Raw genomic sequence first — 24,731 nt, 5'->3', positions numbered from 1 at the left:
CGCTCACCGGTCCGCCGCCACCGCGTGGTGGCGGCAGGCCGGGCGGCGGCGGTAGTAGTGGGCCAGAACCGCGGCTGCCAGCAGCGGCGCCCACAGCGGGAACGGGAAGACCAGCAGCATCAACGGTTGCGGGTTCGGCCCCGACAGCGACATGATCCCGAACGACACGGCGGCGAACGCCATCACCGCGGCGATCAGGGCGCCGAAGGTCACCGGGAACGCGATCGGCACCGGACGGCCGCGCAGCACGGGCACCCACCGCGGCCAGATCTCCCCCCACCGCTGGATCAGCCCGAGCGTCAGCACGCTCCCGCCGATCGCGGCGAATCCCAGCAGCAGCCCCATCAACCGGATTCCCGGCGACTCCGCGACATTGCCCGGCCCCAGCACCGGCGCCGGGGTCAGCCACGACATCCGCAGGAGTCCGTACGGCAACGGGCACAACGCGGCGGCGATGGTGACGTACTTGCCCCAGCGGGCTGCCGCGTCCGGCTCCGTCCAGCGCGCACCCGGACGCCCGCACGAGCCGCAGCGTCCCTTCCCAGCGCGGAAACCGACAACGGCCGCCCAACCCCACACCAGGCCACCCACGAGGAAGAACACCATGTGGAGCGGCCGCACCGACAGCTGGTTCTCCGGTGCGCTCTCGGCGTTGAGGAGCGCGGAAACCGCCGTGCCGTCCAGGATTCCGCTCCACCACGCGATGGACCCGAGCACCGCCAGCCCGCCGATCACGACCACGGCGCGGCGGAAGCTCCTCAGCGCTCCGGCGACGAGCATGGTCACCAGGGCGAGCGGCGCGGCGAAGGCGAAGAGGTACCCGACCAGGATCAACACCTGCATGTCCGGCACGAACAGGCCGAACAGCACCGCGTAGAAGCCGCCCAGCCAAGCCACTGGTCGCCCCGCACCTCGGCGCAACGCGAGCGCCGCGACGATCCCGACGACGCCGAGCACCAGGACCGCGGTCGCGCCGAAGCGCACGTCCAGTCCGGCGAGCAGCGACCCGCCGCCGGGCCGGGTGTCGTTGGCGCCGAACGGAAACGCCGACGTGTCGATCGTCCACCACACGCCGAGCGCCGCGGCGAACAACGACCAGAGAAGGGTGAGCGCGGAACTCCGCTGGTGTGCTCGATCGGTCACGCCACGAAGTCTCGGCGGGCGGCGGCGCGCCGAACTCCCGCCGCAGAGGGAGAAAGCCTCGTGCCGATGAGGGAAACCGGGACCTGTCCCGCGACGGCGCAGCTAGTCTCCCCGGGTGGCCGGAAGCAGGGAGCTGGGCGCGCGCGTCACGCGCTACGAGACGGACAACGCCAAGCGCGGCCATCTGGCTTTCGCGCTGTTGTCGATCGGCGTCGTCTTCCTGGTCGCCTGCTTCCTGCCGTTCCCGAGCCCCGTCGTGGGCGGCATCCTCGGCCTCGCGTGCCTGGGGGTCGGCTGGAAGCACGCCCGGCTCGCGGCGAAGCACCCGGAGGAGGCGTTCCTGCTGCACGAGGGCGGCCTGGTGCACGAGCACTCCGGGCAGGCCCACGTCTATCGCTGGCACGAGTTCGCCTCCGCCACCAACAACACCAGGGACAACGCGCTGACCCGGCTGCTCGGGCTGGACGTGCACCTGCGGATCACCCTCGTCGGCGGTGGCGAGATCGTGGTGACAGGCCTGACCCCGGGTGCCCGGCAGCTCGCCGACACCGTCCTGCGCGTTGCCCGATAGGCCGCCAAGGGGCCCCACAAAGACGAAAACCCCCTGTTGCCAGGGGGTTTTCGGCTGTCTCAACCAGACGCGCGCTCGACAGGATTCGAACCTGTAACCTCTTGATCCGTAGTCAAGTGCTCTATCCGTTGAGCTACGAGCGCAGGCTTTTCAGTTGTGGCCCCACCGGGGTGAGACCTTGCGGAGGCTCCGGGATTTGAACCCGGGATGGGCGATAAACCCAAACCGCATTAGCAGTGCGGCGCCATAGACCGGACTAGGCGAAGCCTCCCGGGGCCATCTCTGACCGCCGGGGTAAACCTTACACAGAGCGTCCAGCGCAAAGCAAAACGGGGGTCCCCTGACTGCGTTCGAGCAGGTCAGAGGGGGCGCCGGACTCCTCCGGCGCCCCACGGCGCTACGTCTCCTCGCGGTCGGAGTCGACCGTGCCGAATCCCGATCCCGGGCGGCCGATCTCGCCGTAGCCGTCCGGGTCCGGGGTGTGCCCGCAGTGGTCCTGCTCGTCCAAGGCCATGCGGAGAAGCTTCCAGGGCCGACCGGGCGAGGCAACGCCCAAACGGGTGGAGGAGCACGTCACGAGCGGTGACGCGCCAGCTCCTCGAAGGGGCGCAGCGCCTCGGGGTTGCTCAGCGCCTCCCTGCTCACGGCGCGGTCGGCGGGCGTGCCGGTCAGGATCTTCTTCACCGGCACCTCGCACTTCTTGCCGTTGAGCGTCCTCGGCACGTCGGCCACCGCGACGAACTGGTTCGGCACGTGCCGCGGCGAGAGCTGGGCGCGCAGCTCGGTGCGCAGCCGGGGCTCCACGTCCTCCAGCGCGATCCCCTTGGCCAGCACCAGGAAGCACAGCAGCTCGCCATCGCCCCCGCCCGCCCCGGAGGTGTCGATCACCAGCGAGTCGAGCACCTCGTCGAAGCCCTCGACGACCCGGTAGAACTCGCTGGTGCCCATCCGCACGCCGCCCCGGTTGAGGGTGGAGTCGCTGCGCCCGTAGATCACGCAGGAGCCGCGCGGGGTGATCCGGATCCAGTCGCCGTGCCGCCACACGCCGGGGAAGGTCTCGAAGTACGCCTCACGCAGCCGCGTGCCGTCCGGGTCGTTCCAGAACGAGACCGGCATCGACGGCATCGGCTTGGTGATCACCAGTTCGCCGACCTCGTCGGAGACGGGTTCGCCCGCCTCGTCGAAGGAGTCGACGGCGGCGCCGAGCATCCGGCAGGAGATCTCCCCCAGCCACACCGGGACCTCGGGCGCCGCGCCGACGAAGGCGGTGCACAGGTCGGTGCCGCCGGAGACGCTGGCGATCTGCACGTCGCCGACCTCGTCCATGATCCAGCGGAAGCCCTCAGGCGAGAGCGGGGCGCCGGTGGAGCCCAGCGCCCGCAGTGCCGCCAGGTCGTGCTCCCGCGCGGGCTTCAGGTCGCGCTTGAGGCAGGACTGGATGTAGGGCGCCGAGGTGCCGAAGAAGGTGATCCGGTGCCGCTCGGCGAGTCGCCACAGCGCGCCGAGGTCGGGGTGGGCCGGGTTGCCGTCGAAGAGCACGATCGTGCTGCCCGCCATCAGGCCGGAGATCAGGAAGTTCCACATCATCCAGCCGGTGGTGGTGAACCAGAAGAACCGCTCCCCCGGGCCGAGATCGCAGTGCAGCGCAAGGGCTTTGAGGTGTTCGAGGACGATCCCGCCGTGCCCCTGCACGATGCCCTTGGGCAGGCCGGTGGTGCCCGAGGAGTAGAGCACCCACAGCGGGTGGTCGAAGGGCACCGGCTCGAACTCCGGCGCCGCACCGGCGTTGCGGTCCAGCAGCGCCCGCCAGTCCACGGTGTCCGCCAGCTCGCCGCCGGTGCCGAGGTAGTCCACGAGCACCGTCGCCTTGAGGCTCGGGATGCCCCGCCGCAGTTCGTCCACAGTGGACCGGGTGTCGAACTTCCGCCCGTTGTAGACGTAGCCGTTGACCGCGATGAGCACGGTCGGCTCGATCTGGGTGAAGCGGTCCGACACCGCGCGGGCGCCGAAGTCCGGGGAGCAGGAGGACCAGGTCGCGCCGAGGCTCGCGGCCGCGAGGAAGGCGATCAGCGCCTCGGGCGAGTTCGGCACGAGCGCCGCGACGCGGTCGCCCCTGCGCACGCCCAGCTCGACGAGCCCGGCGCGGGCGGCCCCGACCTCCGCGCGCAGCTGCCCGTGGGTCAGCGTGGTCTCGAACCCGTCCTCGCGCGCGAAGATCACCGCGATGTCGTTGTCGCCCTTGCCTTCGCCGCCCCGCAGCGCGTGCTCGGCGTAGTTCAGCGTGGCGCCGGGGAACCACCGGGTCCCCGGCATCCGCTCGTCCTCGAGCACCGCGGCGGGGCGGTCGTGGAAGCGCACGCCGGCGAACTCGGCGAACGCGCCCCAGAACCCGGCGAGGTCGTCGACCGACCACTGCCAGAGCGCCGGGTAGTCCGGCAGGTCCAGGTCGCGTTCGGTGCGCAGCCACGCGCGGAACGCGGCGATCTTGGTGGCACCGACCCGGTCGGGGTCGGGTCGCCACAGCAGCTCGGGCTCCTCGGCGGTGAGGTTCTCGCTCATGCCTGCTTCCTAACTCATCGGCAGGCGAAGAACCAGCGCTGCGCCCCACACGCCGGGCGGCTAGCGCAGGTGGGAGTCGAACCAGTTGAGGATGCGCTGCCAGGTCTCGGCCGCCGCGCGGGGGTCCTCGGCGTGCGGGTCGATCGGGCCGGAGTAGACGACCACGTCGGTGGCGACCTTCGCCGAGGATGCGGCGTCGCGCAGCTTCTCCACGTCCTCGCGCGGGATCATCGCGTACTGCTCGCTGTAGATGCCCAGCCACGGGCAGGTCAGCTCGCCCGCGACCTCCACCAGCGGCGGCAGGTTCGGCGAGAGCGCGGAGACGATGCCCGCGCCCGCCACGGTGACCGCGGCGCCGAGGCTGCGGCTGGTGGCCACGAACAGGGCGACCGAACCGCCGATGCCGAAGCCGACGACGCCCATCCGGTCGGACTCCACGCCCTGCTGGGCGAGCCAGACGAAGGCCGCGTCGGTGTCGGCCAGCACGGAGTCCGCGGAGAGCCTGCTGACCTGGTCGAGGATGCTCTCGGCGTCCTCGGGGTCGTGCACCTGGTCGTCGCCGTCCCGGTGGTAGAGGTGCGGCGCGATGGTCAGCCAGCCCTCCTGAGCCAGGCTCGCCGCGACGTCGCGGATCGCGTCGGTGACACCCCTCGCCTGGTGCAGCAGGACAAGACCGCCACGAACCGCCGTGTCCGGTTCCGCGACTGTGCAGCGGAGTTCGCTGCCGTCGGTGAGCTGGAGCGTTTCGGTGCGGGTCTGCGTCATAAAGCCAGCCAATCACGTGGGGGTGAACACCAGTCAACGTGACCAACCATACGGAGCAACAACCCCGGGCCGCTCAGTGGAAATCCGGCCGACCGCGTCGGCGCGCTCGTGCATTAGGTTCATCTTCGGGTGTTCAGCCAGCAACGGAGCTACGAGGAGCGGCGATGACCGTGCGGACCCGCCCTGACCTGGAGACACTGCCCGGCTACCAGCCCGGCAGGACGATCCCGGGCGCGATCAAACTGGCCAGCAACGAGGTCTCCCTCGGCCCGCTGCCCAGCGTGCGCGGAGTGATCGCCGAAGCCGCCGCGGGCGTGAACCGTTACCCGGACATGGGTGTGACGGCCCTGGTGGACCGGCTGTCGGCGAAGTTCTCCATCGAGCCCGGCAGGCTCGCGGTCGGCTGCGGCTCGGTCGCGCTGTGCCAGCAGCTGGTGCAGGCCATGTGCGGTCCCGGTGAGGGCGTGCTCTTCCCGTGGCGGTCCTTCGAGGCGTACCCGATCGTCACGCAGATCGGCGCCGCACGGGCGATCCGGGTTCCGCTGACCGGAGCACACGCGCTCGACCTGGACGCGATGCTGGCCGCGATCACCGAGGACACCCGGCTGATCTTCGTGTGCACGCCGAACAACCCGACCGGGACGACGTTGCGGCGCGCCGAGCTGGAGCGCTTCCTCGACGCCGTGCCGAAGGGCCCGCTGGTCGTGCTGGACGAGGCCTACAAGGAGTTCATCACCGACCCGGACGTGCCGGACGGCATCGAGCTGGCCCGCGACCGCGACAACGTGGCGGTGCTGCGCACCTTCTCCAAGGCGTACGGCCTCGCGGGCCTGCGGGTCGGCTACTGCTACGCGCCGGAGGAGGTGGCCGAGGCGATCCGCAAGGTCTGCGTTCCGTTCAGCGTCAACATGATCGCGCAGGCCGCGGCGATCGCCTCGCTGGACGCCGAGGACGAGCTGATGGAGCGCTGCCGGATGATCTCCGGCGAGCGCGACCGGGTGCGCGGCGAACTGCTGTCGATGGGCTACGACGTGCCGGAGACGCAGGCCAACTTCGTGTGGCTGCCGCTGGCCGAGCGCGGCGCGGCGTTCAACGCGCACTGCCTGGAGCAGAAGCTCGTCGTGCGCCAGTTCCCCGAGGGCGTGCGCGTCACGATCAGCACTCCCGAGGAGAACGACCTGTTCCTCGCGGCGGCCCGGTCGTTCTCGGCCGGGTAGCCGGAGTCGATCACTTCCGGGGACGGGTGCGAAAAGTGGGACGACCGCCACCGATCGCCCCACTCCGCTCTCAGTGTGTCAGGTCGTGAGCTTCCACAAGAAGTTATTGTTCTTGACCGGAGCGACAACATTCTTGGTCCACACGGTCTTGACATTGCAGGGGGCGACGATGGTCGTCTTCTTGACCGTAAAAGAACGCGCTTCCTTGTACTGCTGGAGACGCCTGGTCTGCCCTGCGGGAACGTCGGCGCGATAGGACCAGGAGTCGCTCTTCGACCAGCTCTTGCCGACCTGGACGCCGAGCGAGACGCTGGCCTTGGCGAAGATCGCCCCGGCCTCCGCCGTCGTCGTCCCGGTCAGCGACGCGTTGGTCTCCGAGGTGGCGGTCTTGGTGTAGCTGATCGCCCCGGGGCCGGTCAGGTAGTCGCTGCGCAGGTTGGTGGCTCGCCACGCCTTCGCGCCGTTGGAGATCGAGTAGTAGACCTGGCCCACTTCCGGGCAGGCGGCAAGGGCCTGCGCGCCGATGCCGAGTGCGGCGGGCGCGATCGTCGCGGTGAATGCGAGTGCGGTCGACGCCACCGCGGTCTTGAATCGCATTAGCTCTCCTGATGTATTCACACCGAGGTCCGCTACAGGGGGTGGGACCTCGGTTCCCCAGTGAAGAAGAGGCTAAGCAGGCCAGCGAATCACAACCATATTGACATTATTCGGACTAGATGCATCGGCACTCATTGATCCGGGCGCAAAAACGCAGCGCCACCCCGTCGTCACGGAGCGGAACCGACATTCGCTACTCCGTTCGCGAAGAATGCAGCTCAAGGGCACATCAAGCCGAGCACCAAAGGCGAGCGTCCCTCCACATTCATATTTTTGTCACTTCGGCACCCCCCGAAACCCGGGAGGCGAGCACCTTGACCACTACCGAGAAACAGGCGCATACTCGGTAGTGCATCCGGACGGGGAGGTCATCATGACGGTCACCGAGGAGACCCGCCAGCTGATGGACCTGTTCGAACAGGTCGAGGACATCGAAGAAGTGGCCGAGTCGCTGCCACTGGACGATCACCGCCGCAAGAAGCTCGTCGACGTCGCGGACCGCATCCTGGCCAAGGTGCCACCGGTCCGGCCGGTGGTCGCGGGCGCGCTGCTGGACATGACGGACAAGACGGTGCGCGCGTGGGCGCACGAGGGCGTGCTGACCGTGCTCAGCACGGAACCGAGGATGCTGCTCGACCCGGCCCGGCTGCACGAGGTGCTGCACCTGGTCACCGACCTCCGCCGGGCGGGCAAGACGAGGGGCCTGCTCGACGAGGTGTACCGGCGGCTCAGCGACCAGGCGCTGCTGGACCGCGAGGACCTGACGGAGAGCATCGACCAGATGCACCGCGGCCAGGGCAGAGTCGTGCGGCAGGCGAAGGCGGACAGCTGAGACGTGCCGGTGAAGGTGACCGAGACCTGGCTCGCCAGCTCCCAGGTAGCCGGTCTGCGCGGTCCCGCCCGCAAGGCCTACGAAACGTTCCTCGACGACCTGGCCAGCCGTGGTTGCGCCGCACTGGGCTACCGCGTGACCGGCCCGGAACCGCTGCCCCGCCTGTGCGTGAAACACCTGCGGGGCAACGATCGCGTGGTGGTGGCGTTCGAGAACCGGTCATCGGCGTGGGTGCTGCTGGTCGGCCCGCACGAGGACGGCGACCCCGGCCGCAACGTCTACGACCGGCTCTACGAGCTGGCGGGCGTGACCCCGCCGCCGAGCTGGAAACGCACCCGGCCCAGCTGCTGCTCCGAGACCGGCGAGGCGCCGTTGACCAGCCCCGAGGTCGTCGACGACCTGGTGTTGCGGGCCCGCGCGGTCGGGCGCAAGCACCGCAACCAGTTCCGCCGCTGACTCAGCCCGCCGCGCCAGGCACGTGGATGCCGAACGTCCACTCGTAGCCCTCGGGGTCGAGCACGCGGCAGCGGTAGTTCCACTCGGTCTTCTCCGGCTGCCACACCTCCGTGGCGCCTCCGGCGATGGCCGTGGCGTACACCGCGTCGACCGCTTCCTCCGTGGCCAGGCTGATGTAGAGACCGTGCCCGACCGTGGGACCGCGCTGTGCGGACCGGTCGTAGCCTGCACCGTCCTCGCTGAACACGATGATCGCCACGTTCTCGCGCCGCAGTTCGGCGTGCGCGATGCCGCCCTTGTCGTCAGGGAACTCCATGGTGGTCTCGAAGCCGAAAGCCCGCTCCAGCCAACGAAGTGCGGCCGGGGCGTCGCGGTAGCTGAGGTAGGCGTGCAGGGTCGCGGGGCGTGTCGATCGGGTCATGGAACGACCCTGACAGCCAACTAGGACAGCCAGTGTCCTCAGTCGTAGTAGCCGTCGACGGCGGCTTTCGCTTCTTCGAAGAGCGCCGGTCCTTCCGTTGGCACCACAGGGAAATCGCCACCTGACTTGAGGCCGAGCAGCTGCTCGGTTGACAACGCGAACACGACGCGGCCCAGGCCCGACCGCGCGATCGCGCCCTGGCACATCCCGCAGGGCTGGCAGCTGGTGTACATCGTCGTTCCCGCCGCGGTGTCCGGGTCGAGCTCGCGAGCGGCCCACCTGGCCAGCTTCAGCTCGGGGTGCGCGGTGATGTCCGAGTCGGTGATCGAGCTGTTGCGCTCCTCCGCGAGCACCGCGCCGTCCGGGCCGACCAGCAACGAGCCGAACGGCGGGTCCCCGCCCTCTCGTGCGGAGCGGGCGAGTTCGATGGCGCGGCGAAGAAAGTCCTCGTTCACAGGTGGTCCTTCCGGATCTCGGCAACGGTGGCGAGCGCCCGCCACGCGGTCTCGGGTCGCAGCGTCTCGCGGGGATCGCCGTTGAACGGATCGAGCAGCACGGTCTCGGCACCGAGCGCCCGGAGCTCCGCGATGTCCGCCGCGATCTGCTCGGCGGTTCCTTCCCCCGCAAGGCGATCGGCGTCGTGCACCGGCTCGTCGGTCAGTCGCAGCGCGATGCGCGGTGCCAGCGCCGGGGCTCCCGTCTCGGGCAGTTTCGCCACTGCGGCGCGCATCCAGGTCGGGGTGAACCGCAACATGTGCCAGGCATCGCCGAAGCGCACGGCGCGACGCAGCGCGGCATCGCTGTTGCCGCCGACCCAGATCGGGATTCGCCCGGTGCCGTAGTCATCTACGTGTGCCCACTCTTCGCGAAGCGTTCGGAGGGCTTCGTCGGTGAGCCGGCCGCGCTGCTCGAACGGCACTCCGAGCGCGGCGAACTCCTGGCGCGCCCAGCCGACTCCGACGCCGAGGATGAAGCGTCCACCGCTGAGCTCGTTGAGGTTCGCCGCCATGCGCGCCAGCAGCAGCGGATGGCGGTACGGAGCCACGACCACGGTGGTGCCCAGGCGGACCCGGTCGGTGATCCCGGCAAGCCAGGACAACGTGGTGAACGGCTCGTAGAACGGAGCCGGGTACTGGTCGGCGACATCAGGGGTCACCGCGACGTGGTCGGACATCATCAACAGGTCGAAGCCGAGGCCCTCGACGGTCCGGGCCCACGCCCGCAGGACGCCGGGATCCGTACCGGGGCCGAAGTTCGGCACGTTCACACCGATTTGCACAGCTCAAGCCTAGGAAGCCGGGGCGGCTGACTGAAGAGATTCATCACGGCGTTAAGCGCGGTCGGCCGTGGATCTCCCGGTATTTTCGGCGGATGACCGAGAGTCTTGACCCGACCGATTGGGAGATCCTGGTCGAGCTGCAACGCGACGGCCGCATCCCGCTGACCGAACTGGGCCGCCGGGTGAACCTCAGCGCGTCCGCCACCACGGAGCGGGTGAAGCGCCTGGAGGCCGCAGGCGTGATCACCGGCTACCGCGCCACCGTCGACCTGCCGAAAACCGGCTACCCCGTGCTCGCCCTGGTGCGGTTGAAGTACCCGGGCAGCCAGCACCAACCGCTGCGCGACCTGCTCGGTGAACGCATGGAGATCCTCGAGTGCCTGCGCACCACGGGCGACGACTGCTACACGTTGAAGGTGGCCGCGGGCTCCATGGAGCACCTGGAGGAGATCATCGACGATCTCGCCCGCTTCGGGAGCACTACGACCAATGTGGTCTACAGCCAGACGCTGCCCTATCGGGGCCCTCAGCGACCGTCCTGACCGCCGCCTCCGCCTCCGCGGCCAGCCCCCGGCGCTCTCGCCCAGCCGTGCTGATCAACGGGAGCACGTGCACTTCGATCTCCAGCCCGCGCAAGGCGACCGTGCGCCGCAAGGCCGTCAGGAACGTCTCTTCGCCGAGGAACGAAGCCGCCGTTGTGGGCTTGCCACCCACCACGAAACGCAGCGCCAGCGGGCGCACCGGCACTCCCGCGTCGATCGCCGCCTGGAACGCCGCAGGCTTGTACAGCCCGGATTCGCGGCCGCACCACGTCGTCCCTTCGGGAAACACGCTCACCGCCGCGCCGCCGCGCATCACCTCGGCCACTTCCGCGACCGTCGCGGGCAACGTCGACAGCTTCGCCCGATCGACGAAGACCGTCCCCGTTCTGGCGGCCAGCGCGCCGATCACCGGCCACTCGCCCACTTCCCGCTTCGCCAGCGCACGCGCCGGTTGCACCGCGTTGACCGCGACGATGTCCAGCCAGGAGGTGTGATTGCCGACCACCAGCACTCCGGACTGCTTTTCGGGCTCGCCAAGGACTCTCAGCTTGGCGCCCAGCGCCCGCAGCACCGCCCTGAACCACCACCTGCGGCCACCGGACAGGGGACCTGTCAGCAGCACCGCGACCAGGGCCAGCAGGCGCAGAGCGCGTCGCGGTGGCGAGACCGTGTCCTCGCTTTGCAGGCATCTCATCCCGCACGGAGACTGCGGCATCCAGGCGTGCGCCGTCATGCGTCGACTGTGGCCGGTGTGCTTGAACCCCGTCTGACGTCGACGTGTCCGCCCGGCTCAGATCTCCACAACGGTTACCCGTGCCGCGCGCACCCCGCGCTGGCACCGGTCCCCTGTTCCTGCTGGTCAACCTCTGCGGAAGTGGAGGGATTTGAACCCCCGGACCCTCTCAGGTCTCCCGCTTTCAAGGCGGGTGCATTCGGCCGCTCTGCCACACTTCCCTCGTCGTGCACGGGCAGCCTAACCCGAGCAGTCAAGATCAGTTTCGTTGGCCGCGCAGGTGCTCGTCAACGCGCTCGAAGACCCTGGCCAGCACGGCCTGCTCCTCGTCGGTGAGCAGGTCGATCAGGTGGCTGCGGACGCCGTCGAGGTGGGTCGGGGCCGCGGTGCGCAGGACGCCCACGCCCTTGTCGGTCAGCTCGGCGAACACGCCACGGCCGTCGCTGGAGCACTCGGTGCGGACCACGAGGCCCGCCTGTTCCATCCGGCCGATCTGGTGCGAGAGGCGGCTCTTGGACGAGGCCATCTCACCGGCGAGCACGCTCATCCGCATCCGCAGGCCGGGCTGCTCGGAGAGCCGCACGAGGATCTCGTAGTCGGCCAGGGCCAGGTTGTGGTTCTCCTGCAGCTCCCGGTGCAGCCGGTATGACAGCATCTGGGAACCGACGATGTAGGCGCGCCACGCGCGCATCTCCTTGTCGTCGAGCCAGCGCGGCTCGGCGTCGGCAGTCCGCGTCACGCCGTCAAGGCTATGCGTACCCACCCGGTATCTGCCCTTCATCGTGATGTAACCGTTTGACCTGGTGTCGGCGGGCGGCAGCGGGCACACTCCTCGCCCGTGCGCCCAGGAGGCGCCTGGAGGAGGACGCAAGTATGACCACGACCACCCGGTCGGCGACCCGGCAGCACCGGCGCGCCCGCGCCGTGGCGGTTGTCGCACTCGCCGCCGCCGCACTGGTGGCAGGCACGAGCGGGACCGCCGCCGCCACCCCGCGCGATTGGACGAGCGATGTTCGCCTGATCGCCTTCAACGACTTCCACGGCAACCTGGAGCCGCCGTCCGGCTCGTCGGGCCGGATCACCCTCTCCGACGGCAAGACCGTCGACGCGGGTGGGGCGGCCTACCTTGCCACCCATCTGCGGGATCTGCGTCGCCAGGCACGCGACTCGATCGTGTTGTCCGCGGGCGACAACATCGGCGGCTCGCCCGCGGTGTCGGCGCTGTTCCACGACGAGCCGACGATCGAGCTGCTGAACTCGCTGGACGTCAAGGCCTCTGCCGTCGGCAACCACGAGCTGGACGAGGGCTTCCAGGAGCTCAAGCGGATGATCCACGGCGGCTGCCACCCGAAGGACGGTTGCCAGTTCCGCAAGACCTTCAAGGGCGCCAAGTTCCCCATGCTGGCCGCCAACATGATCTCCGAGAAGACCGGCCTGCCCGCGCTGATGCCGTTCTCGGTCGAGTTCTCCGGTCCGATGCCCGTCGGCATCATCGGCGTCCCGCTGAAGGACCTGCCGACCGTCGTCACCGCCGACGCCGTCAAGGGGCTGAAGTTCGAGGACGAGGTCAAGGCGATCGACCGGACCGCGAACCTGCTGGACCGCCTCGGCGTCAAGGCCCAGGTCGTGCTGCTGCACCAGGGTGACAACACCGAGGGCGGCGGCCCGAACGACTGCCGGACCACGCCCGGCCCCGCGCGGGCCATCGCCGAGCGCGCCTCCGCGAAGGTCGACGCGATCTTCACCGGGCACAGCCACCAGCAGTACGTGTGCTCCATCAAGGACCCGGCGGGCAAGCCGCGCCCGGTGCTGCAGGGCGCGTCCTTCGGCCGCATCCTGTCCGTGGTGGACGCCAAGATCGACTGGCTCACCCGGGACATCGACCGGTCCTCGGTGAAGGCGTTCAACCACGTCGTCACCCGCGACGTCGCCGAGGACAAGGCGACCAAGTCGCTGGTGGACGAGGCCAAGGCCAAGGCAGCCCCGATCGCCAACCGCGCCGTCGGCACCATCAGCGCCGACGTGATGCGGGCGGCGGCGCCCTCCGGCGAGTCGCCGCTGGGCAACATGATCGCGGACGCGCAGCTGGAGTTGACCAAGGCCGCCGGCGCGCAGCTCGCGCTGATGAACCCCGGCGGTGTGCGCGCGGACCTGGTCTTCAAGGGCTCCAGCGCCAACGAGGGCGACGGCGTTGTCACCTACGGCGAGGCGTTCACGGTGCAGCCCTTCGCCAACATCCTGCAGACGATCACGCTGACCGGAGCTCAGCTCAAGGCCGTGCTGGAGCAGCAGTTCCAGACCGGGCCGGACGGCGCGCCGATCACCCGCATCCTGCAGCCGTCCAGCACGCTGAAGTACACCTGGACGGCCTCGGCGCCCAGGGGCTCGAAGATCTCCGGGATCACCGTGGCCGGTCAGCCGGTCCAGCCGGAGACCAAGTACCGCGTGACGGTGAACAACTTCCTGCAGACGGGCGGCGACGGCTTCACCGAGCTGTCCAAGGGCGCCGAGCTGACCGGCGGCGCGATCGACCTGGACGCGTTCCTCGAGTACCTCAAGCTCAAGCCGAACGCGGCTCCCCCGGCGACGGACCGGATCACCGCGAAGTAGTCACCCGAGTCGGGCAAAGGACGCCCTGAGTAGGTGGAAACGCTCTCAAGGCGTCCTTTCGCGTTTCCGGCCCCGCTAGCTTCGGGTCGATGGGCGCACGGCACGGACTGGTCCTCGGCGGCGGGCACGCCGGAATGCTGACCGCGACGGTACTGGCACGGCACCTCGACGAGGTCACGGTGATCGAGCGGGACCGGTTGCCGGAAGCTCCGGAGGACCGCACCGGACTGCCGCAGGGCAGGCACACGCACGCGCTCTCCGGGGGCGGCGTGGCCGCGCTGGACGGCCTGCTGCCCGGCGTCGTCGAGGAGCTGGTCGACGCGGGCGCCCGCCGGATGCGCAACCCGGAGGACGTGCTGATCCACACCCCGGCGGGCTGGCTGCCGCGCTACGACCGGATGGAGACCTTCCTCAGCGTCAGCAGGCGGCTGCTGGACTGGAAGATCCGTGGCCGGGTGCTGGGGAACCCGCGCGTCACCGTCCGCCAGGCGACCGACGTGATCGGCTTGACCGGGGACGCGGGCCGGGTGACCGGAGCGCGGCTGCGCTCACGCGAGACCAAGGCCTTCGAAGATCTCGCCGCTGACCTGGTGGTCGACGCGACCGGGCGCGGTTCGCACGCGCCGAAGTGGCTGGGCGGAATCGGGATCTCCCAGGTGCGCGAGGAGCTCGTCGATCCGGGCCTGGTCTACGTGACCAAGGTCTTCCGCGCGCTGCCGGGAGCGGAGCGCAGCTTCCCGACGGTCATGATCAGCAGTGATCCGGCGAGCGAGACGCCGAGCGCGGGCGCGCTGCTGCTCCCCGTCGAGGACGGCCGGTGGATGCTCACCGTCACCTGTCGACGCGGAGTCACTCCGCCGTCCGACGACGCGGCGTTCCACGAGTTCGTCCGCGGCCTCAAGAACCCGCTCCTCGACACGATCATCGACCGCGCCGAGCCGTTGTCCCGGCTGTACCGCTACGACCTCACCGACAACCGCCGCCGCCACTACGACCGCCTGCGCCCGGCTCCGGAGGGGTTCGTGGCGATCGGCGACGCGCATTGCTCGTTCAACCCGGTCTACGGGCACGGGATGACCGTGGCGACGTTCGGCGCCCTCGCCCTGCACGGAGTGCTTGCACAGCAAGGAATCGCGCCGAGCACAGCACGGCTCGCGCAGAAGGCCGTGGCGCGGGCGACGAATCCGGTCTGGTCGATGGCGCGGCGCTACGACATCCGTTTCCGCGGCACCAGGGGAACCAACGTCACCGTGCTCGACCGCGCGGTGCAGGCGTACGACCGCCGCCTGCAACGCGCCGCCATGGACTCACGGGAGATCGTCGCCGCTCAGATCTCGGTGTTCGAGCTGACCGGCTCGCCGAGCCGGCTGCTCGCACCGCAGATCCTCCGCCAGGCCATGCGCAGGCCGCGGGGCACCGGCCTCGCCGAGCCGCCGCTGACCGAGCACGAGCGCGCCGTGCTGGGCCTCGGCTAGTCCCTGGCGCCCGGCCACGGTCCGATCGGCTTGTCGGCGACCTCCACCATCTCCTCTTCGACGCGGAAGACCTCGAAGCCCCGCGCCTCGTAGTTGGCCAGTGCCGCGGGACCGTCCAGCGAGCACGTGTGCACCCACACGCGCTTGGTGGGCCGCAGCTGCGGCCAGCGCTGCGCGAGGTTCCACGCGCGGACCCCGGCCTCGTGCAGCATGTGCCCGCCGAGTCCTCGCCCCAGGAAGCCGGGCAGCAACCCGAAGCAGGTGATCTCGACCTGGTCCTCCGGCTGGGCGTCCAGTTCGACGTACCCGGCCGGGGTGCCGCGCGACCACAGCACCCAGGTCTCGGCACCGGGCCGCTCCAGCCACTCCGACCAGCGCTTGTGGTTCCACCCCAGGCGATCCGTCCAGTGCCAGTCCCCGCCGACCGCCGTGTAGAGGAAACGGCTGAACTCCGGGCTGGGCACGTCCACCCGCACCAGGTCGACCGGTTCCGCGGGCGGTCGTGCTTGACGGAGACCGTCAGGGTCGGTCTGGTGCAGCGACCACGTGGTGACGAGCTGCCGGCTCACCCGATCACGTCCACCCACACGGCGTGGTGGTCGGAGGCGTCGTTGAGGCGGGCCAGCGGCGAGTGGCTGGGCTCCCAGAACACCCCGGCGCGCACCGGGATCAGCGGCAACGACGGCAGCACGTAGTCGATGCGCAGGTTGCCGGGGCTCTTGTCGTCGAAGTCACCGGTGTCCTGCCAGGAGGGACCGCGGTGGTCCTTGTTCGCGCCGCCCTGGACCAGTGCGGCCTCGACGGCGCCGATGCTGTGCGGCATCGGGTCGATCACCTTGTGCGCGTTGAGGAGCAGCTTCGCCGGGAGGTTGGCGCTGTCCCCGTCGACGGGATCGGCGTTCTGGTCACCGGCGATCACGAACGGCCCCTTGGCCAGCCCGCCGCGCTCGCCCGCGTCGTCGTAGATGTAACCGCCCTTGCCGGGGTTGACGTAGTCGGCCCAGAAGCGGATCTCGTCGTGGTTGCGCTTGCCGTTGCGGTCCTCGGGGCCGTCGAAGGTGGGCGGAGTGGGGTGCGAGACGAGGAAGTGCACGGTCCTGCGGTCCAGGCGGATCGGCAGGTCCCAGTGCGACTTCGAGGACAGCCGCAGGATAGCCTGCGCCTGCTCGGAGTAGAAGTCCTTGGGCAGCGACGAGTTCGGCATGTCCGCCCAGCGGAACTTCTGGAAGGTCCTGATCGCCCCGGTGTCGATCGGGTACTTCGAGAGCACCGCCATCCCGTACTGCCCGGGGAACAGCCCGAAGCCGTACGCGTCCTCCCCGCCGCCGATCTTTCCGTCGTTGTTGAGGTCGACGCCGGTCGGCACGCCGGTGTTGACGGGAGCGGTGAAGGAGTAGCGGTACTCGATCGGCTTCGCGCCCTGCTGGCCGACTTCGAGGTAGTTGCGGCGGAACGCGTCCACCGCCCTGTTGCCCGAGACGTAGTCGAACTCGTTGAGCAGCAACACGTCCGGCCGGATGCGCTGGACGACCTCGGCGACCTTGCGCGCCTGCGGATCGTCCTTGGTGGACAGGTTCGCCAGCAGCTCGCCCTCGGTCGCGCGGTTCAGCGACGCGTTGAACGTGGCGAAGCGGGTCGTGGGCTTGTGCTCGGCGTGGGCCGTTGGAGCGGCGAGGACCACCACGGCGAGCGCGGCGGCGAGACTGCGACGGAACAACTTCGAACTCCTCAGGACTCCCGCACGACACTGGTGCGGTCCAACTGGGCAGGGTCGGCGTAGCCGGAGAGCGCGAGCATCAGGTCGAACTCGGCGAGCAGGCAGCGCATGGCGTGCTCGACGCCCTGCCGCCCGGCGATACCGAGCCCGTAGACCCAGTGCCTGCCGACGAGGACGGCGGACGCGCCGAGGGACAGGGCGACCATGATGTCCGCACCACACCGGATCCCGGAGTCGAAGAGCACCGGGATCCTGCCGGGGAGGGCGCCGACGACGTCGGGCAGGCAGTCCAGCGCGGCGCGCGCACCGTCCACCTGACGGCCGCCGTGGTTGGACACGATGATCCCGTCGGCTCCGGCGTCGACAACGGCGCGCGCGTCCTCGGCGTGACAGATCCCTTTCACCACAAGGGGAAGGCTCGTCCAGGACTTCAGCCGCGCGAGATCGGCGAAGGTCAGTGCGGGATTGCCGAACTGCCGGGACCACTCGGCGATCGCGGCTCGCAGGGCGTCCTCGCTGGACTCCGGCGGTTCGGCCAGCCCGGCGCGGAACACCGGGTCGGTGAGGTAGTTCCCGATCCCCTGTCCACTGTGGAACGGCAGGTTGCGGTAGCCGAGGTCGCGGGGCCGCCAGGACACCGCACTGGTGTCCACGGTGAGCACGATCGCCTCGTAACCGGCCCGTTCCGCCCGTGTGACAAGGGATTTCGCCAGCTCGTCGGTGCGCGGCCAGTACAGCTGGAACCAGCGACGCCCCTCCGGTTCCGCGCCGGCGATCTTCTCCATCGGGGTGGTCGAACAGGTGGACACGACGTGCACGAGCCCGAGCGCGGCAGCCGCCGCGGCGGGGGCCAGCTCCGCGTCGTCGTGCACGATGCTGTTGAGCCCCACCGGTGCGAGCAGCACGGGGGCGGCCATCGGGGTGCCGAAGAGCGTCGTGGACAGGTCGCGCCGGGAGACGTCGCGGAGCATCCGGGGCACCAGGCGCCACCGGTCGAAGGCGCTGTGGTTGGCGCGCGCGGTGCGTTCGGTTCCCGCGGCTCCGGCGACGAAGGCGAAGGCCTGGGCCGACATCGCGCTCTCCGCCGCGCGCTCCAAGCCGTCGTAGGTGATCGGCAACCCTTCGCCGGTGTCGGCGTAGATCTCCTGTTGGAAGTCCCCGAAGTGGCCCACCGGGGTATGTCTACCCCTCGCACCGGGTACAGGGAAGGCGGTTCGCCTATCTTCGTCAGCGCTGGGGGACATCGCGCGTGGAGGCAAGGTGCGGTTCAACGAGGACGCCGATCTGGACGTCTCACAGGTGGAGGACCTCCGGGGCTCCGGCGGCGGCGTCGGCGGCCGGGTGGCCATCGGCGGCGGCGGTCTCGGCATCGTCGGCCTGGTCATCTACTTCCTGTTCTCCCAGTTCGGCGGGGTGCAACTGCCCGCGACACCGAGCTTCGGGCTCGACCAGGTGGAGCAGGGCGGCCGGGTGGACAACTCCAGGCTGGCCGAGGAGTGCCGGACCGGGGCCGACGCGAACACCAAGCAGGACTGCGCGCTGGTCGCGGTGATCAACTCGATCCAGGGCTACTGGAAGCAGCAGTTCGCCTCCTCCGGGCGGACCTACCAGGCCGTGCCGACCAACTTCTTCCGCGGCGGCGTGAACACCCGGTGCGGCAGCGCCACCTCGGACGTCGGGCCGTTCTACTGCCCAGCGGACTCCGAGGTCTACATCGATCTCGGCTTCTTCACCGAGCTGCGGCAGAAGTTCGGCGCCCAGGGCGGCACGTTCACCCAGGCCTACGTGCTCGCCCACGAGTACGGCCACCACGTGCAGAACCTGCTCGGCACCTCCCGGCAGGTGCGCGGGAACGCGACCGGGCCGACCTCCGGATCGGTGCGCCTGGAGCTGCAGGCCGACTGCTACGCGGGCGCGTGGGCCAACCACGCCACGACGACGCCGACCAGTTCGGGCAAGCCGCTGATCACCCAGGTCACCCAGCAGGACATCAACGGCGCGCTGGACGCCGCGGCCCGGATCGGCGACGACTTCATCCAGTCGCAGCTGGGCGGGCGGCGGGTGGACCCGAGCCAGTTCAGCCACGGCAGCTCGCAGCAGCGGCAGAAGTGGTTCACCACGGGCCTGCGCACCGGCAACCCGGCCGCCTGCGACACCTTCCGCACCAACGATCTTGGCTGAGGCCGCGGCCCCGGGCGAACACCCGGGGCCGCGCCGGCTGATCAGGCCGTGACGTGGTCGTGCGCGTGCTTGGCCGCCTTCGCCGCGGGCGCCGAGCGCAGCGCCGCGAGCCTGGCGTCCTTGCGGGCCGCGCGCGAGGGAACGCCGTTCACGTCCTCGGTGCTGGTCGCGTAGACCCCGACCGACCAGGCGATGGCGCCGGAGTTCCGGTTCAGCGCCGCCCGGTTGATGTTGCCCAGGTTGTCGCAGGCCTGGTGGTAGCACTTGTCGTAGGCGACACCCGCCTGGCCGCCCCACTTCTCGGCCTGCGCGGCGGTCATGATCCCCTCGGCGCCGGTGAACAGGCCACCGGCCGGGATGCCGACCTTGATGAACTCGCCGTAGTCGGAGCGGCCGGAGAAGTCCGTGCCCTCACTGGGAACGCCGCGGTTGGTGAAGTAGTCGACGAAGGTCTTCTCGATCTGCGCGGAGCCGTACGGGCCGGCCCCGGCGCCGGTCTTGTCCGAGTCGTCGCCGTCGTAGACGAAGTACGCCGCGTTCGGCGAGCCGACCATGTCGAAGTTCAGGTAGAGCGCGATGTCCAGCTGCTGCTCGAAGGTCAGGCCCTGGACGTACTTGGTCGAGCCGACCAGGCCCAGCTCCTCGGCACCCCACCAGGCGAAGCGGACCGCGTTCTTGACCTTCGCGGTGCCGCCGAGCTGGAGCGCGGTCTCCAGCAGCGCCGCCGAGCCGGAGCCGTTGTCGTTGATGCCCGCGCCACCGTCGACGCTGTCCAGGTGCGCCCCGGCCATCACCACGTTGTCGGCGCGGCCGGTGCGGGTCTGCGCGATCACGTTGCGGCTGGGCCGCGCCTCGATGTGCACGCGCAGGTCGACCGTGGTCGTGGTGCCCGCCTTGGCCGCGAGCGCGGTGCCCTCGGCCTTGCTCACCCCACCGGTCGGGATCTTCGCGCTGGCCGCGTCGCCGAGGGTCCAGCCGTCCGGACCGCTGTCGCTGTTGTCGGAGATGACAACGGCCTTGGCGCCGAGCCCGGCCGCGTTGAGCTGCTTCTGCGCGAACGAGCAGGCGCCGCGGCGGATCAGCACGACCGCGCCGCTGACCGGGAGCCCGGCGAAGTCACTGGTCTCACAGCCGGGGCTGCCGTCCTCGGGCACGACCACCAGCGGACCGCTGAGGCCGCCCACCGCGGTGTTCGGCGAGTACTCCAGGGGGTCCGCCGCGGCCTTCACGCCGCCCGCGTCCACCACACCGGCGTCGATGATCTCGTGGTCGTAGGTGAAGGTCGGCGTGGTGACGTCGAAGCCCGCCTCGCGGAGCTTGCCCGCGACGTAGTCGACGCTGGCGTCGTAGCCCTTGCTGCCCGCGGCGCGGGTGCCGCCGTTGGCGTCGGCGATGCGCTGCAGGGCGCGCAGGTGCCGGTGCACGTTGTCGACGGTGACCTTGCGGTCGAGCTGCTTGGCCAGCGCGGGTCCGTCGATCGCGCCGCCGGGCGCCGCGGGGCCGGGGATCGCGCCCGCCGACGCGGAGCTGATCGCCAGCCCCGCGCACACCGCGGTCGCGACCAGGGATGTTCGGAGAGCCGTACGGGGTGAACGCATGCATGCTCCTGAATTAGTTCCGCCCAATGGCGACACCCTCGTCGGCGCGTCCTGCCTGTTCAAGGGGTTATCCGGCCGTCTGGGCTAGGCCAAGCAGCCGCACCGGTACCGCCGACCTCTGCCGGAGAGCACGTCTCGCTCGAGTAACCGTCTTATCGCGACTCGGGTCGGGTGATGGTCGCTGCGCGGGGCACGAGCTTGCGCCGATTGCCGATAGCGTCGACGCCATGCAGGCGATCGTGATCCGTGAACCAGGTGGTCCCGAGGTGCTCAGATGGGCGCCGCTGCCCGACCCGAAGCCGGGAAAGGGTGAGGTGCTCGTCGAGGTCACCGCAACAGCGGTCAACCGCGCCGACCTGTTGCAGCGCAAGGGTTTCTACCCTCCCCCGCCCGGTGCGTCCAAGGTGCTCGGCCTGGAGTGCTCCGGCACGATCATGGCCGTCGGCCCCGAGGTGGGCGGCTGGAAGGTCGGCAACCAGGTGTGCGCCCTGCTCGCCGGTGGCGGCTACGCCGAACGGGTTGTGGTGCCCGCCGCGCAGCTGCTCCCCGTCCCCCAGGGAGTGGACCTGGTGACCGCGGCGGGCCTGCCCGAGGTGGCCTGCACCGTCTGGTCGAACCTGGTGATGAAGGCCGGTCTGAGCGAGGGCGAGACGCTGCTCGTGCACGGTGGCGCGGGCGGCATCGGCACCTTCGCCGTGCAGGTGGGGCGCGCGCTCGGCGCGCGGGTCGCCGTCACCGCGGGCACCGACACCGGCCTGGAGCGCTGCAGGGAGCTGGGCGCGGAGATCGCGGTGAACTACCGCACCGAGGACTTCGTCGAGGTGGTGCGCAAGGGCACCGGCGACCGCGGCGCGGACGTGGTGCTGGACAACATGGGCGCCGCGTACTTCGAGCGCAACGTCGAGGTGCTGGCCCAGGACGGCCGCTTGGTGGTCATCGGACTCCAGGGCGGGGTGAAGTCCGAGCTCAACCTCGGCTCCCTGCTGACGAAGCGGGCCTCGGTGTTCGCGACCGCCCTGCGCAGCCGCCCCGTCGAGGGCCGCAACGGCAAGGGCGAGATCGTCGCCCAGGTCCGCAAGCACCTGTGGCCGCTGATCGCCTCCGGCCAGGTGCAGCCCGTCGTGCACACCAAGCTGCCGGTGAAGGACGCGGGCGACGCCCACCGCATCCTGGAGGCGGGCGGCGTGATCGGCAAGATCATCCTCGTCGTCCGCTCCTGACCGCCGTTCTCCACAGCCCTCATCCACAGCCCGGCGCGTGTTGTGGATGAGGGCGAGACGGGGTGGGGGTACCCGCCACGGGGGTCCCCATTTCCAGTGTTCAGGACGACGCGACCAGCGCGGAAGCGGCTTTCCCCAACCTGTGGACAACTGCCCCGGTTGTGGATAAATCTGCCGCACCCGATCTTCCTCGGGCGGCGGGCTACTCCGGGGCGAGGGTGGCGATGGCGAGGCGGGTGCCGGAGGGATCGGAGCGGGTCTGCAGGTCGAACTCGTCCTGCCAGCGGGCCGCCACGGTCAGCTCGCCGGGACGGTCCACGTCGTCCAGGACGAGGGTGGCGCCGGGCGCCATGGCCCAGCGCAGCGTCGGCAGGGCCGGGTAGCGGACCATCGCCTGGCCGGGGTCGGTGCTCGGCGGGCCGTCCACGATCAGCATGTCCACCAGGCCGTACTGGTCGACGTAGGAGGCGACGGCCGGGGAGACGATCTCGGTGGAGTACCACCGCATCCCGTTGGCGTTGTCGGCGAGCGGGGCGTGCACCACCTTGGCGACGCCGTGCAGTCCCTCGCGCCGGAGCTGCGTCTCGGCGTAGGTGGTCCAGCGCTCGTCGTTGTCGATCGAGAGCAGGCGGCCGTAGCCCCGCCGGGCCAGCAGCCGCGCCAGCACGATGGTCGACGGACCGGTACCGCACTCCACCAGCACGGTGCGCCCGCCGAGCAGGACCTCGTCCAGCAGCGCGGTCAGTCCGGTGGGGCGCAGCGTCGCGGTCGCCGAGAACGGCAGGTACTCGGTCAGCAGCGGTCCCAGTCGGATCCACGCGCTGATGTCCGCGACCGCCCGGCGCAGGGACTCGTCCACCAGGCCTCCAGCTCCCCCGGTCAGCGCAGCTCGGCAACGGCGCGCACGAGCTGGTCGACCTCGACGGTGTTCGTGTAGTGCGCGAGGCCGACGCGGACGGCGCCACCGACCTCGCCGACGCCGAGTGCGGCGAACACGCCGTTCTGGCCGTTGTCGGAGAAGGCGCAGACACCGCGCTCGGCGAGGTGCTCGACCGCGGCCCACGCCTTGGTGCCCGCGATGGTGAAGGCCACCGAGGGGATGCGGCGCATCGCGTCGCCGATGACCATCACGTGGCGCAGCGCGCGCAGCTCGTTGATGAGGCTGGCCATCAGGCCCGCCTGGTACGCCTTGACGGAGCCGAGCGAGGTCAGCAGCCGTTCGCGGCGCGGCCCGATGGCGGCGTCGTCCAGCGAGGCCAGGTAGTCCACCGAGGCGACGACGCCCGCGAGCAGCGGATAGGCGTGCGGGCCGAGCTCCAGCCGCTCCGGGCCGCGCGCACCCGGGTCCAGCGAGCACGACGGCAGCCGGTCGAGCAGGCTCGCGTCGCGGAACACCAGCGCCCCGACGGGCGGGCCGCCCCAGGCGGACGCGGAGACGGCGACGATGTCCGCGCCCATCGCGGTCATGTCCAGCGGCAGGAACGGGGCGGCCGCGGAGGCGTCGACCACCACGAGCGCGCCCGCCGCCCTGGCGTAGTCGGCGATCTTGCGCACGTCCGGGCGGGTGCCGACGGCGCCGGAGGCCGCGGTGATCGCGACGACCTTGGTGCGCGAGCTGACCAGGTCGCCGTACTGCCACGCGGGCAGCTCGCAGGTCTCGATGTCGACCTCGCCCCAGCGGACCGTGCAGCCGGAGCGCTGGGCGGCGCGCTGCCACGGCAGGACGTTGCCAGGGTGGTCGAGCCGGGAGACGACGACCTCGTCGCCGAGCAGCCAGCCCTGGCCGACCGCGTCGGCGAGCCGTTCCAGCAGCACCGGGGAGCTGGGCCCGAGCACCACCCCGGCGGGGTCGGCGCCGACCAGGTCGGCGAAGGCGCGGCGAGCGGCCTCGACGATCGCCTCCGCCCGTTGGGAGGCAGGGAAAATTCCCCCGGGGCCGGAGACGGGGGCGCGCAACGCCGTCGACACCGCCGTCGCCACCTGTTCGGGGACTTGCATACCGGCTGGTGTGTCCAGGTGCACCCAACCGTCGCCCAGCGCAGGAAAGAGCCCACGGACTTGAGCGACGTCGAACGCCATGCGACACACCGTACGGAGGATGTCCAGTCCGGTGGTCGCCGGGTAGGCGTCGTCACGCAGCAGAGTCGGACGGTTACCGCGGCCGGGTCGCATCGCGGCACCGGCTCGGGCCAGGATGGGGACATGACTCAGCCCAGCGACAACGACGGCGAGCAGCGGGTCGTGGTCATCGGACCGGACGGCACCCCGATGGGCGCGCTGCCGACCGGAGGTTTCGGCAACAACGGCGAGGATGCCGACGGTCAGCAGGAGGTGACCGACCTCGTCGAGCAGCCCGCGAAGGTGATGCGCATCGGCACCATGATCAAGCAGCTGCTCGAGGAGGTGCGGGCGGCTCCCCTCGACGACGCCAGCCGCAGCAGGCTCCGCGAGATCCACCGCTCCTCCATCAAGGAGCTGGAACAGGGGCTGGCCCCGGAGCTGCGGGAGGAGCTGGAGCGGCTGACCCTGCCGTTCGAGGAGGGCTCGACCCCGTCGGACGCGGAGCTGCGGATCGCCCAGGCCCAGCTGGTCGGCTGGCTGGAGGGGCTCTTCCACGGCATCCAGACCGCGCTGTTCGCCCAGCAGATGGCGGCGCGCGTGCAGCTGGAGCAGATGCGCAGGGGCGCGCTGCCGCCCGGCGTCGGGGGCGGCGGTGACGCCGACCACGGCGGCCCGAAGATCAGCGGGACCGGCCAGTACCTCTGACTGCTCCGTTCGGCGGAGCCGCTCGCTAGTTGAAAATGGTTATCGTCTT

The 24,731-nt window shown here is 70.4% G+C and carries 25 protein-coding genes and 3 tRNA genes; 10 read left to right on the top strand and 18 right to left on the bottom strand.

The features are described from left to right. Positions 1–3: 3 nt before the first annotated feature. Positions 4–1,143 carry a hypothetical protein gene (locus tag BLT28_RS29550; protein WP_052407003.1) on the bottom strand — a complete coding sequence of 380 codons (1,140 nt, stop codon included), beginning with the start codon at positions 1,141–1,143 and terminating at the stop codon, positions 4–6. A gap of 115 nt (positions 1,144–1,258) precedes the next feature. On the opposite strand from BLT28_RS29550, the gene BLT28_RS29545 reads away from it, so the two are divergent. Next, positions 1,259–1,714 (top strand): hypothetical protein, encoded by a 456-nt coding sequence (locus BLT28_RS29545; protein WP_052407002.1) that lies wholly within the window; start codon positions 1,259–1,261, stop codon positions 1,712–1,714. Between the two features lie 70 nt (positions 1,715–1,784). Here the strand turns inward: BLT28_RS29545 and BLT28_RS29540 are convergent. From BLT28_RS29540 to BLT28_RS29525, 4 genes are all read right to left on the bottom strand, one after another. Further along, a tRNA-Arg gene (locus BLT28_RS29540) sits at positions 1,785–1,857 on the bottom strand. A gap of 38 nt (positions 1,858–1,895) precedes the next feature. Beyond that, positions 1,896–1,985 (bottom strand) — tRNA-Ser (locus BLT28_RS29535). A gap of 302 nt (positions 1,986–2,287) precedes the next feature. Next, a complete protein-coding gene (locus BLT28_RS29530) occupies positions 2,288–4,273 on the bottom strand; it encodes an acetoacetate--CoA ligase (RefSeq protein WP_030428111.1) in 1,986 nt (661 codons plus the stop codon). Positions 4,274–4,333: 60 nt separating this feature from the next. Further along, positions 4,334–5,038, bottom strand: a complete 705-nt coding sequence (locus tag BLT28_RS29525; RefSeq protein ID WP_030428110.1) for a dienelactone hydrolase family protein — start codon at positions 5,036–5,038, stop codon at positions 4,334–4,336. 164 nt (positions 5,039–5,202) lie between these two features. On the opposite strand from BLT28_RS29525, the gene hisC reads away from it, so the two are divergent. Continuing rightward, positions 5,203–6,255 carry a histidinol-phosphate transaminase gene (gene hisC, locus BLT28_RS29520; protein ID WP_030428109.1) on the top strand — a complete coding sequence of 351 codons (1,053 nt, stop codon included), beginning with the start codon at positions 5,203–5,205 and terminating at the stop codon, positions 6,253–6,255. Between the two features lie 78 nt (positions 6,256–6,333). On the opposite strand, the gene BLT28_RS29515 is transcribed toward hisC, so the two are convergent. Then, on the bottom strand, positions 6,334–6,852 hold the full coding sequence (locus tag BLT28_RS29515; RefSeq protein ID WP_030428108.1) for a hypothetical protein: 519 nt from the start codon (positions 6,850–6,852) through the stop codon (positions 6,334–6,336). 373 nt (positions 6,853–7,225) lie between these two features. On the opposite strand from BLT28_RS29515, the gene BLT28_RS29510 reads away from it, so the two are divergent. Then, on the top strand, positions 7,226–7,684 hold the full coding sequence (locus tag BLT28_RS29510; RefSeq protein WP_156050640.1) for a hypothetical protein: 459 nt from the start codon (positions 7,226–7,228) through the stop codon (positions 7,682–7,684). Positions 7,685–7,687: 3 nt separating this feature from the next. Next, positions 7,688–8,140 (top strand): hypothetical protein, encoded by a 453-nt coding sequence (locus BLT28_RS29505; RefSeq protein WP_030428106.1) that lies wholly within the window; start codon positions 7,688–7,690, stop codon positions 8,138–8,140. Position 8,141: 1 nt separating this feature from the next. On the opposite strand, the gene BLT28_RS29500 is transcribed toward BLT28_RS29505, so the two are convergent. Genes BLT28_RS29500 through BLT28_RS29490 form a run of 3 tightly spaced genes read right to left on the bottom strand, consistent with a single transcriptional unit; the run spans position 8,142 to position 9,840 of the window. Beyond that, the gene (locus BLT28_RS29500) at positions 8,142–8,561 is read right to left on the bottom strand and encodes a VOC family protein (protein ID WP_030428105.1); all 420 of its coding nucleotides are present in this window, start codon (positions 8,559–8,561) and stop codon (positions 8,142–8,144) included. A 38-nt stretch (positions 8,562–8,599) separates the two neighbouring features. Continuing rightward, positions 8,600–9,016 carry a nucleoside deaminase gene (locus BLT28_RS29495; RefSeq protein WP_030428104.1) on the bottom strand — a complete coding sequence of 139 codons (417 nt, stop codon included), beginning with the start codon at positions 9,014–9,016 and terminating at the stop codon, positions 8,600–8,602. Then, a complete protein-coding gene (locus BLT28_RS29490; protein ID WP_030428103.1) occupies positions 9,013–9,840 on the bottom strand; it encodes an LLM class flavin-dependent oxidoreductase in 828 nt (275 codons plus the stop codon). The genes BLT28_RS29495 and BLT28_RS29490 overlap by 4 nt, the downstream gene beginning before the upstream one ends. Before the next feature lie 92 nt (positions 9,841–9,932). Between BLT28_RS29490 and BLT28_RS29485 the strand changes: the two genes are divergently transcribed. Then, positions 9,933–10,382 (top strand): Lrp/AsnC family transcriptional regulator, encoded by a 450-nt coding sequence (locus BLT28_RS29485; protein WP_030428102.1) that lies wholly within the window; start codon positions 9,933–9,935, stop codon positions 10,380–10,382. Here BLT28_RS29485 and BLT28_RS29480 read toward each other — a convergent pair. The 3 genes from BLT28_RS29480 to BLT28_RS29470 form a co-directional block, all read right to left on the bottom strand. Continuing rightward, positions 10,321–11,115, bottom strand: coding sequence for a lysophospholipid acyltransferase family protein (locus BLT28_RS29480; RefSeq protein ID WP_081900106.1), 795 nt, complete (start codon positions 11,113–11,115; stop codon positions 10,321–10,323). The two genes, BLT28_RS29485 and BLT28_RS29480, sit on opposite strands and share 62 nt — an antisense overlap. 136 nt (positions 11,116–11,251) lie before the next feature. Then, positions 11,252–11,336 (bottom strand) — tRNA-Ser (locus BLT28_RS29475). A gap of 38 nt (positions 11,337–11,374) precedes the next feature. Then, positions 11,375–11,806: a MarR family winged helix-turn-helix transcriptional regulator gene (locus tag BLT28_RS29470; protein ID WP_052407047.1), complete on the bottom strand. Its 432-nt coding sequence runs from the start codon at positions 11,804–11,806 to the stop codon at positions 11,375–11,377. A gap of 182 nt (positions 11,807–11,988) precedes the next feature. Here BLT28_RS29470 and BLT28_RS29465 point away from each other — a divergent pair, with 182 nt between their 5' ends. Next, a complete protein-coding gene (locus tag BLT28_RS29465; RefSeq protein WP_052407001.1) occupies positions 11,989–13,725 on the top strand; it encodes a bifunctional metallophosphatase/5'-nucleotidase in 1,737 nt (578 codons plus the stop codon). A gap of 89 nt (positions 13,726–13,814) precedes the next feature. Then, positions 13,815–15,200 (top strand): NAD(P)/FAD-dependent oxidoreductase, encoded by a 1,386-nt coding sequence (locus tag BLT28_RS29460; protein ID WP_030428098.1) that lies wholly within the window; start codon positions 13,815–13,817, stop codon positions 15,198–15,200. Here the strand turns inward: BLT28_RS29460 and BLT28_RS29455 are convergent. From BLT28_RS29455 to BLT28_RS29445, 3 genes are read right to left on the bottom strand one after another with little or no spacing between them, the layout of a single operon-like run. Continuing rightward, entirely contained in the window at positions 15,197–15,769 is a 573-nt protein-coding gene (locus tag BLT28_RS29455) for a GNAT family N-acetyltransferase (RefSeq protein ID WP_030428097.1), read from the bottom strand. The genes BLT28_RS29460 and BLT28_RS29455 overlap by 4 nt on opposite strands. Then, positions 15,766–16,917: an endonuclease/exonuclease/phosphatase family protein gene (locus BLT28_RS29450; RefSeq protein WP_030428096.1), complete on the bottom strand. Its 1,152-nt coding sequence runs from the start codon at positions 16,915–16,917 to the stop codon at positions 15,766–15,768. Before BLT28_RS29450 ends, BLT28_RS29455 begins: the two co-directional genes overlap by 4 nt. An 11-nt stretch (positions 16,918–16,928) precedes the next feature. Next, positions 16,929–18,089 carry an alpha-hydroxy-acid oxidizing protein gene (locus BLT28_RS29445; RefSeq protein WP_030428095.1) on the bottom strand — a complete coding sequence of 387 codons (1,161 nt, stop codon included), beginning with the start codon at positions 18,087–18,089 and terminating at the stop codon, positions 16,929–16,931. 88 nt (positions 18,090–18,177) lie between these two features. Here BLT28_RS29445 and ypfJ point away from each other — a divergent pair, with 88 nt between their 5' ends. Next, the gene (gene ypfJ / locus BLT28_RS29440; protein ID WP_030428094.1) at positions 18,178–19,098 is read left to right on the top strand and encodes a KPN_02809 family neutral zinc metallopeptidase; all 921 of its coding nucleotides are present in this window, start codon (positions 18,178–18,180) and stop codon (positions 19,096–19,098) included. A 41-nt stretch (positions 19,099–19,139) separates the two neighbouring features. On the opposite strand, the gene BLT28_RS29435 is transcribed toward ypfJ, so the two are convergent. Further along, positions 19,140–20,696, bottom strand: a complete 1,557-nt coding sequence (locus BLT28_RS29435; RefSeq protein ID WP_030428093.1) for a M28 family metallopeptidase — start codon at positions 20,694–20,696, stop codon at positions 19,140–19,142. 227 nt (positions 20,697–20,923) lie between these two features. Between BLT28_RS29435 and BLT28_RS29430 the strand changes: the two genes are divergently transcribed. Further along, positions 20,924–21,916, top strand: coding sequence for an NAD(P)H-quinone oxidoreductase (locus tag BLT28_RS29430; protein ID WP_030428092.1), 993 nt, complete (start codon positions 20,924–20,926; stop codon positions 21,914–21,916). A gap of 202 nt (positions 21,917–22,118) precedes the next feature. On the opposite strand, the gene BLT28_RS29425 is transcribed toward BLT28_RS29430, so the two are convergent. Together BLT28_RS29425 and BLT28_RS29420 are read right to left on the bottom strand one after the other, a co-directional pair. Beyond that, positions 22,119–22,775 (bottom strand): class I SAM-dependent methyltransferase, encoded by a 657-nt coding sequence (locus BLT28_RS29425; protein ID WP_081900104.1) that lies wholly within the window; start codon positions 22,773–22,775, stop codon positions 22,119–22,121. 20 nt (positions 22,776–22,795) lie between these two features. After that, on the bottom strand, positions 22,796–23,995 hold the full coding sequence (locus BLT28_RS29420; protein WP_030428090.1) for a cysteine desulfurase-like protein: 1,200 nt from the start codon (positions 23,993–23,995) through the stop codon (positions 22,796–22,798). Positions 23,996–24,118: 123 nt separating this feature from the next. Between BLT28_RS29420 and BLT28_RS29415 the strand changes: the two genes are divergently transcribed. Beyond that, a complete protein-coding gene (locus BLT28_RS29415) occupies positions 24,119–24,682 on the top strand; it encodes a bacterial proteasome activator family protein (protein ID WP_030428089.1) in 564 nt (187 codons plus the stop codon). Positions 24,683–24,731 lie beyond the last annotated feature (49 nt).

It is taken from the genome of Allokutzneria albata, assembly GCF_900103775.1.
Classification (GTDB): Bacteria; Actinomycetota; Actinomycetes; order Mycobacteriales; family Pseudonocardiaceae; genus Allokutzneria; species Allokutzneria albata.
Note: the sequence above shows the minus strand (reverse complement) of the source record. Positions and strands in the feature narration are given on the sequence as shown.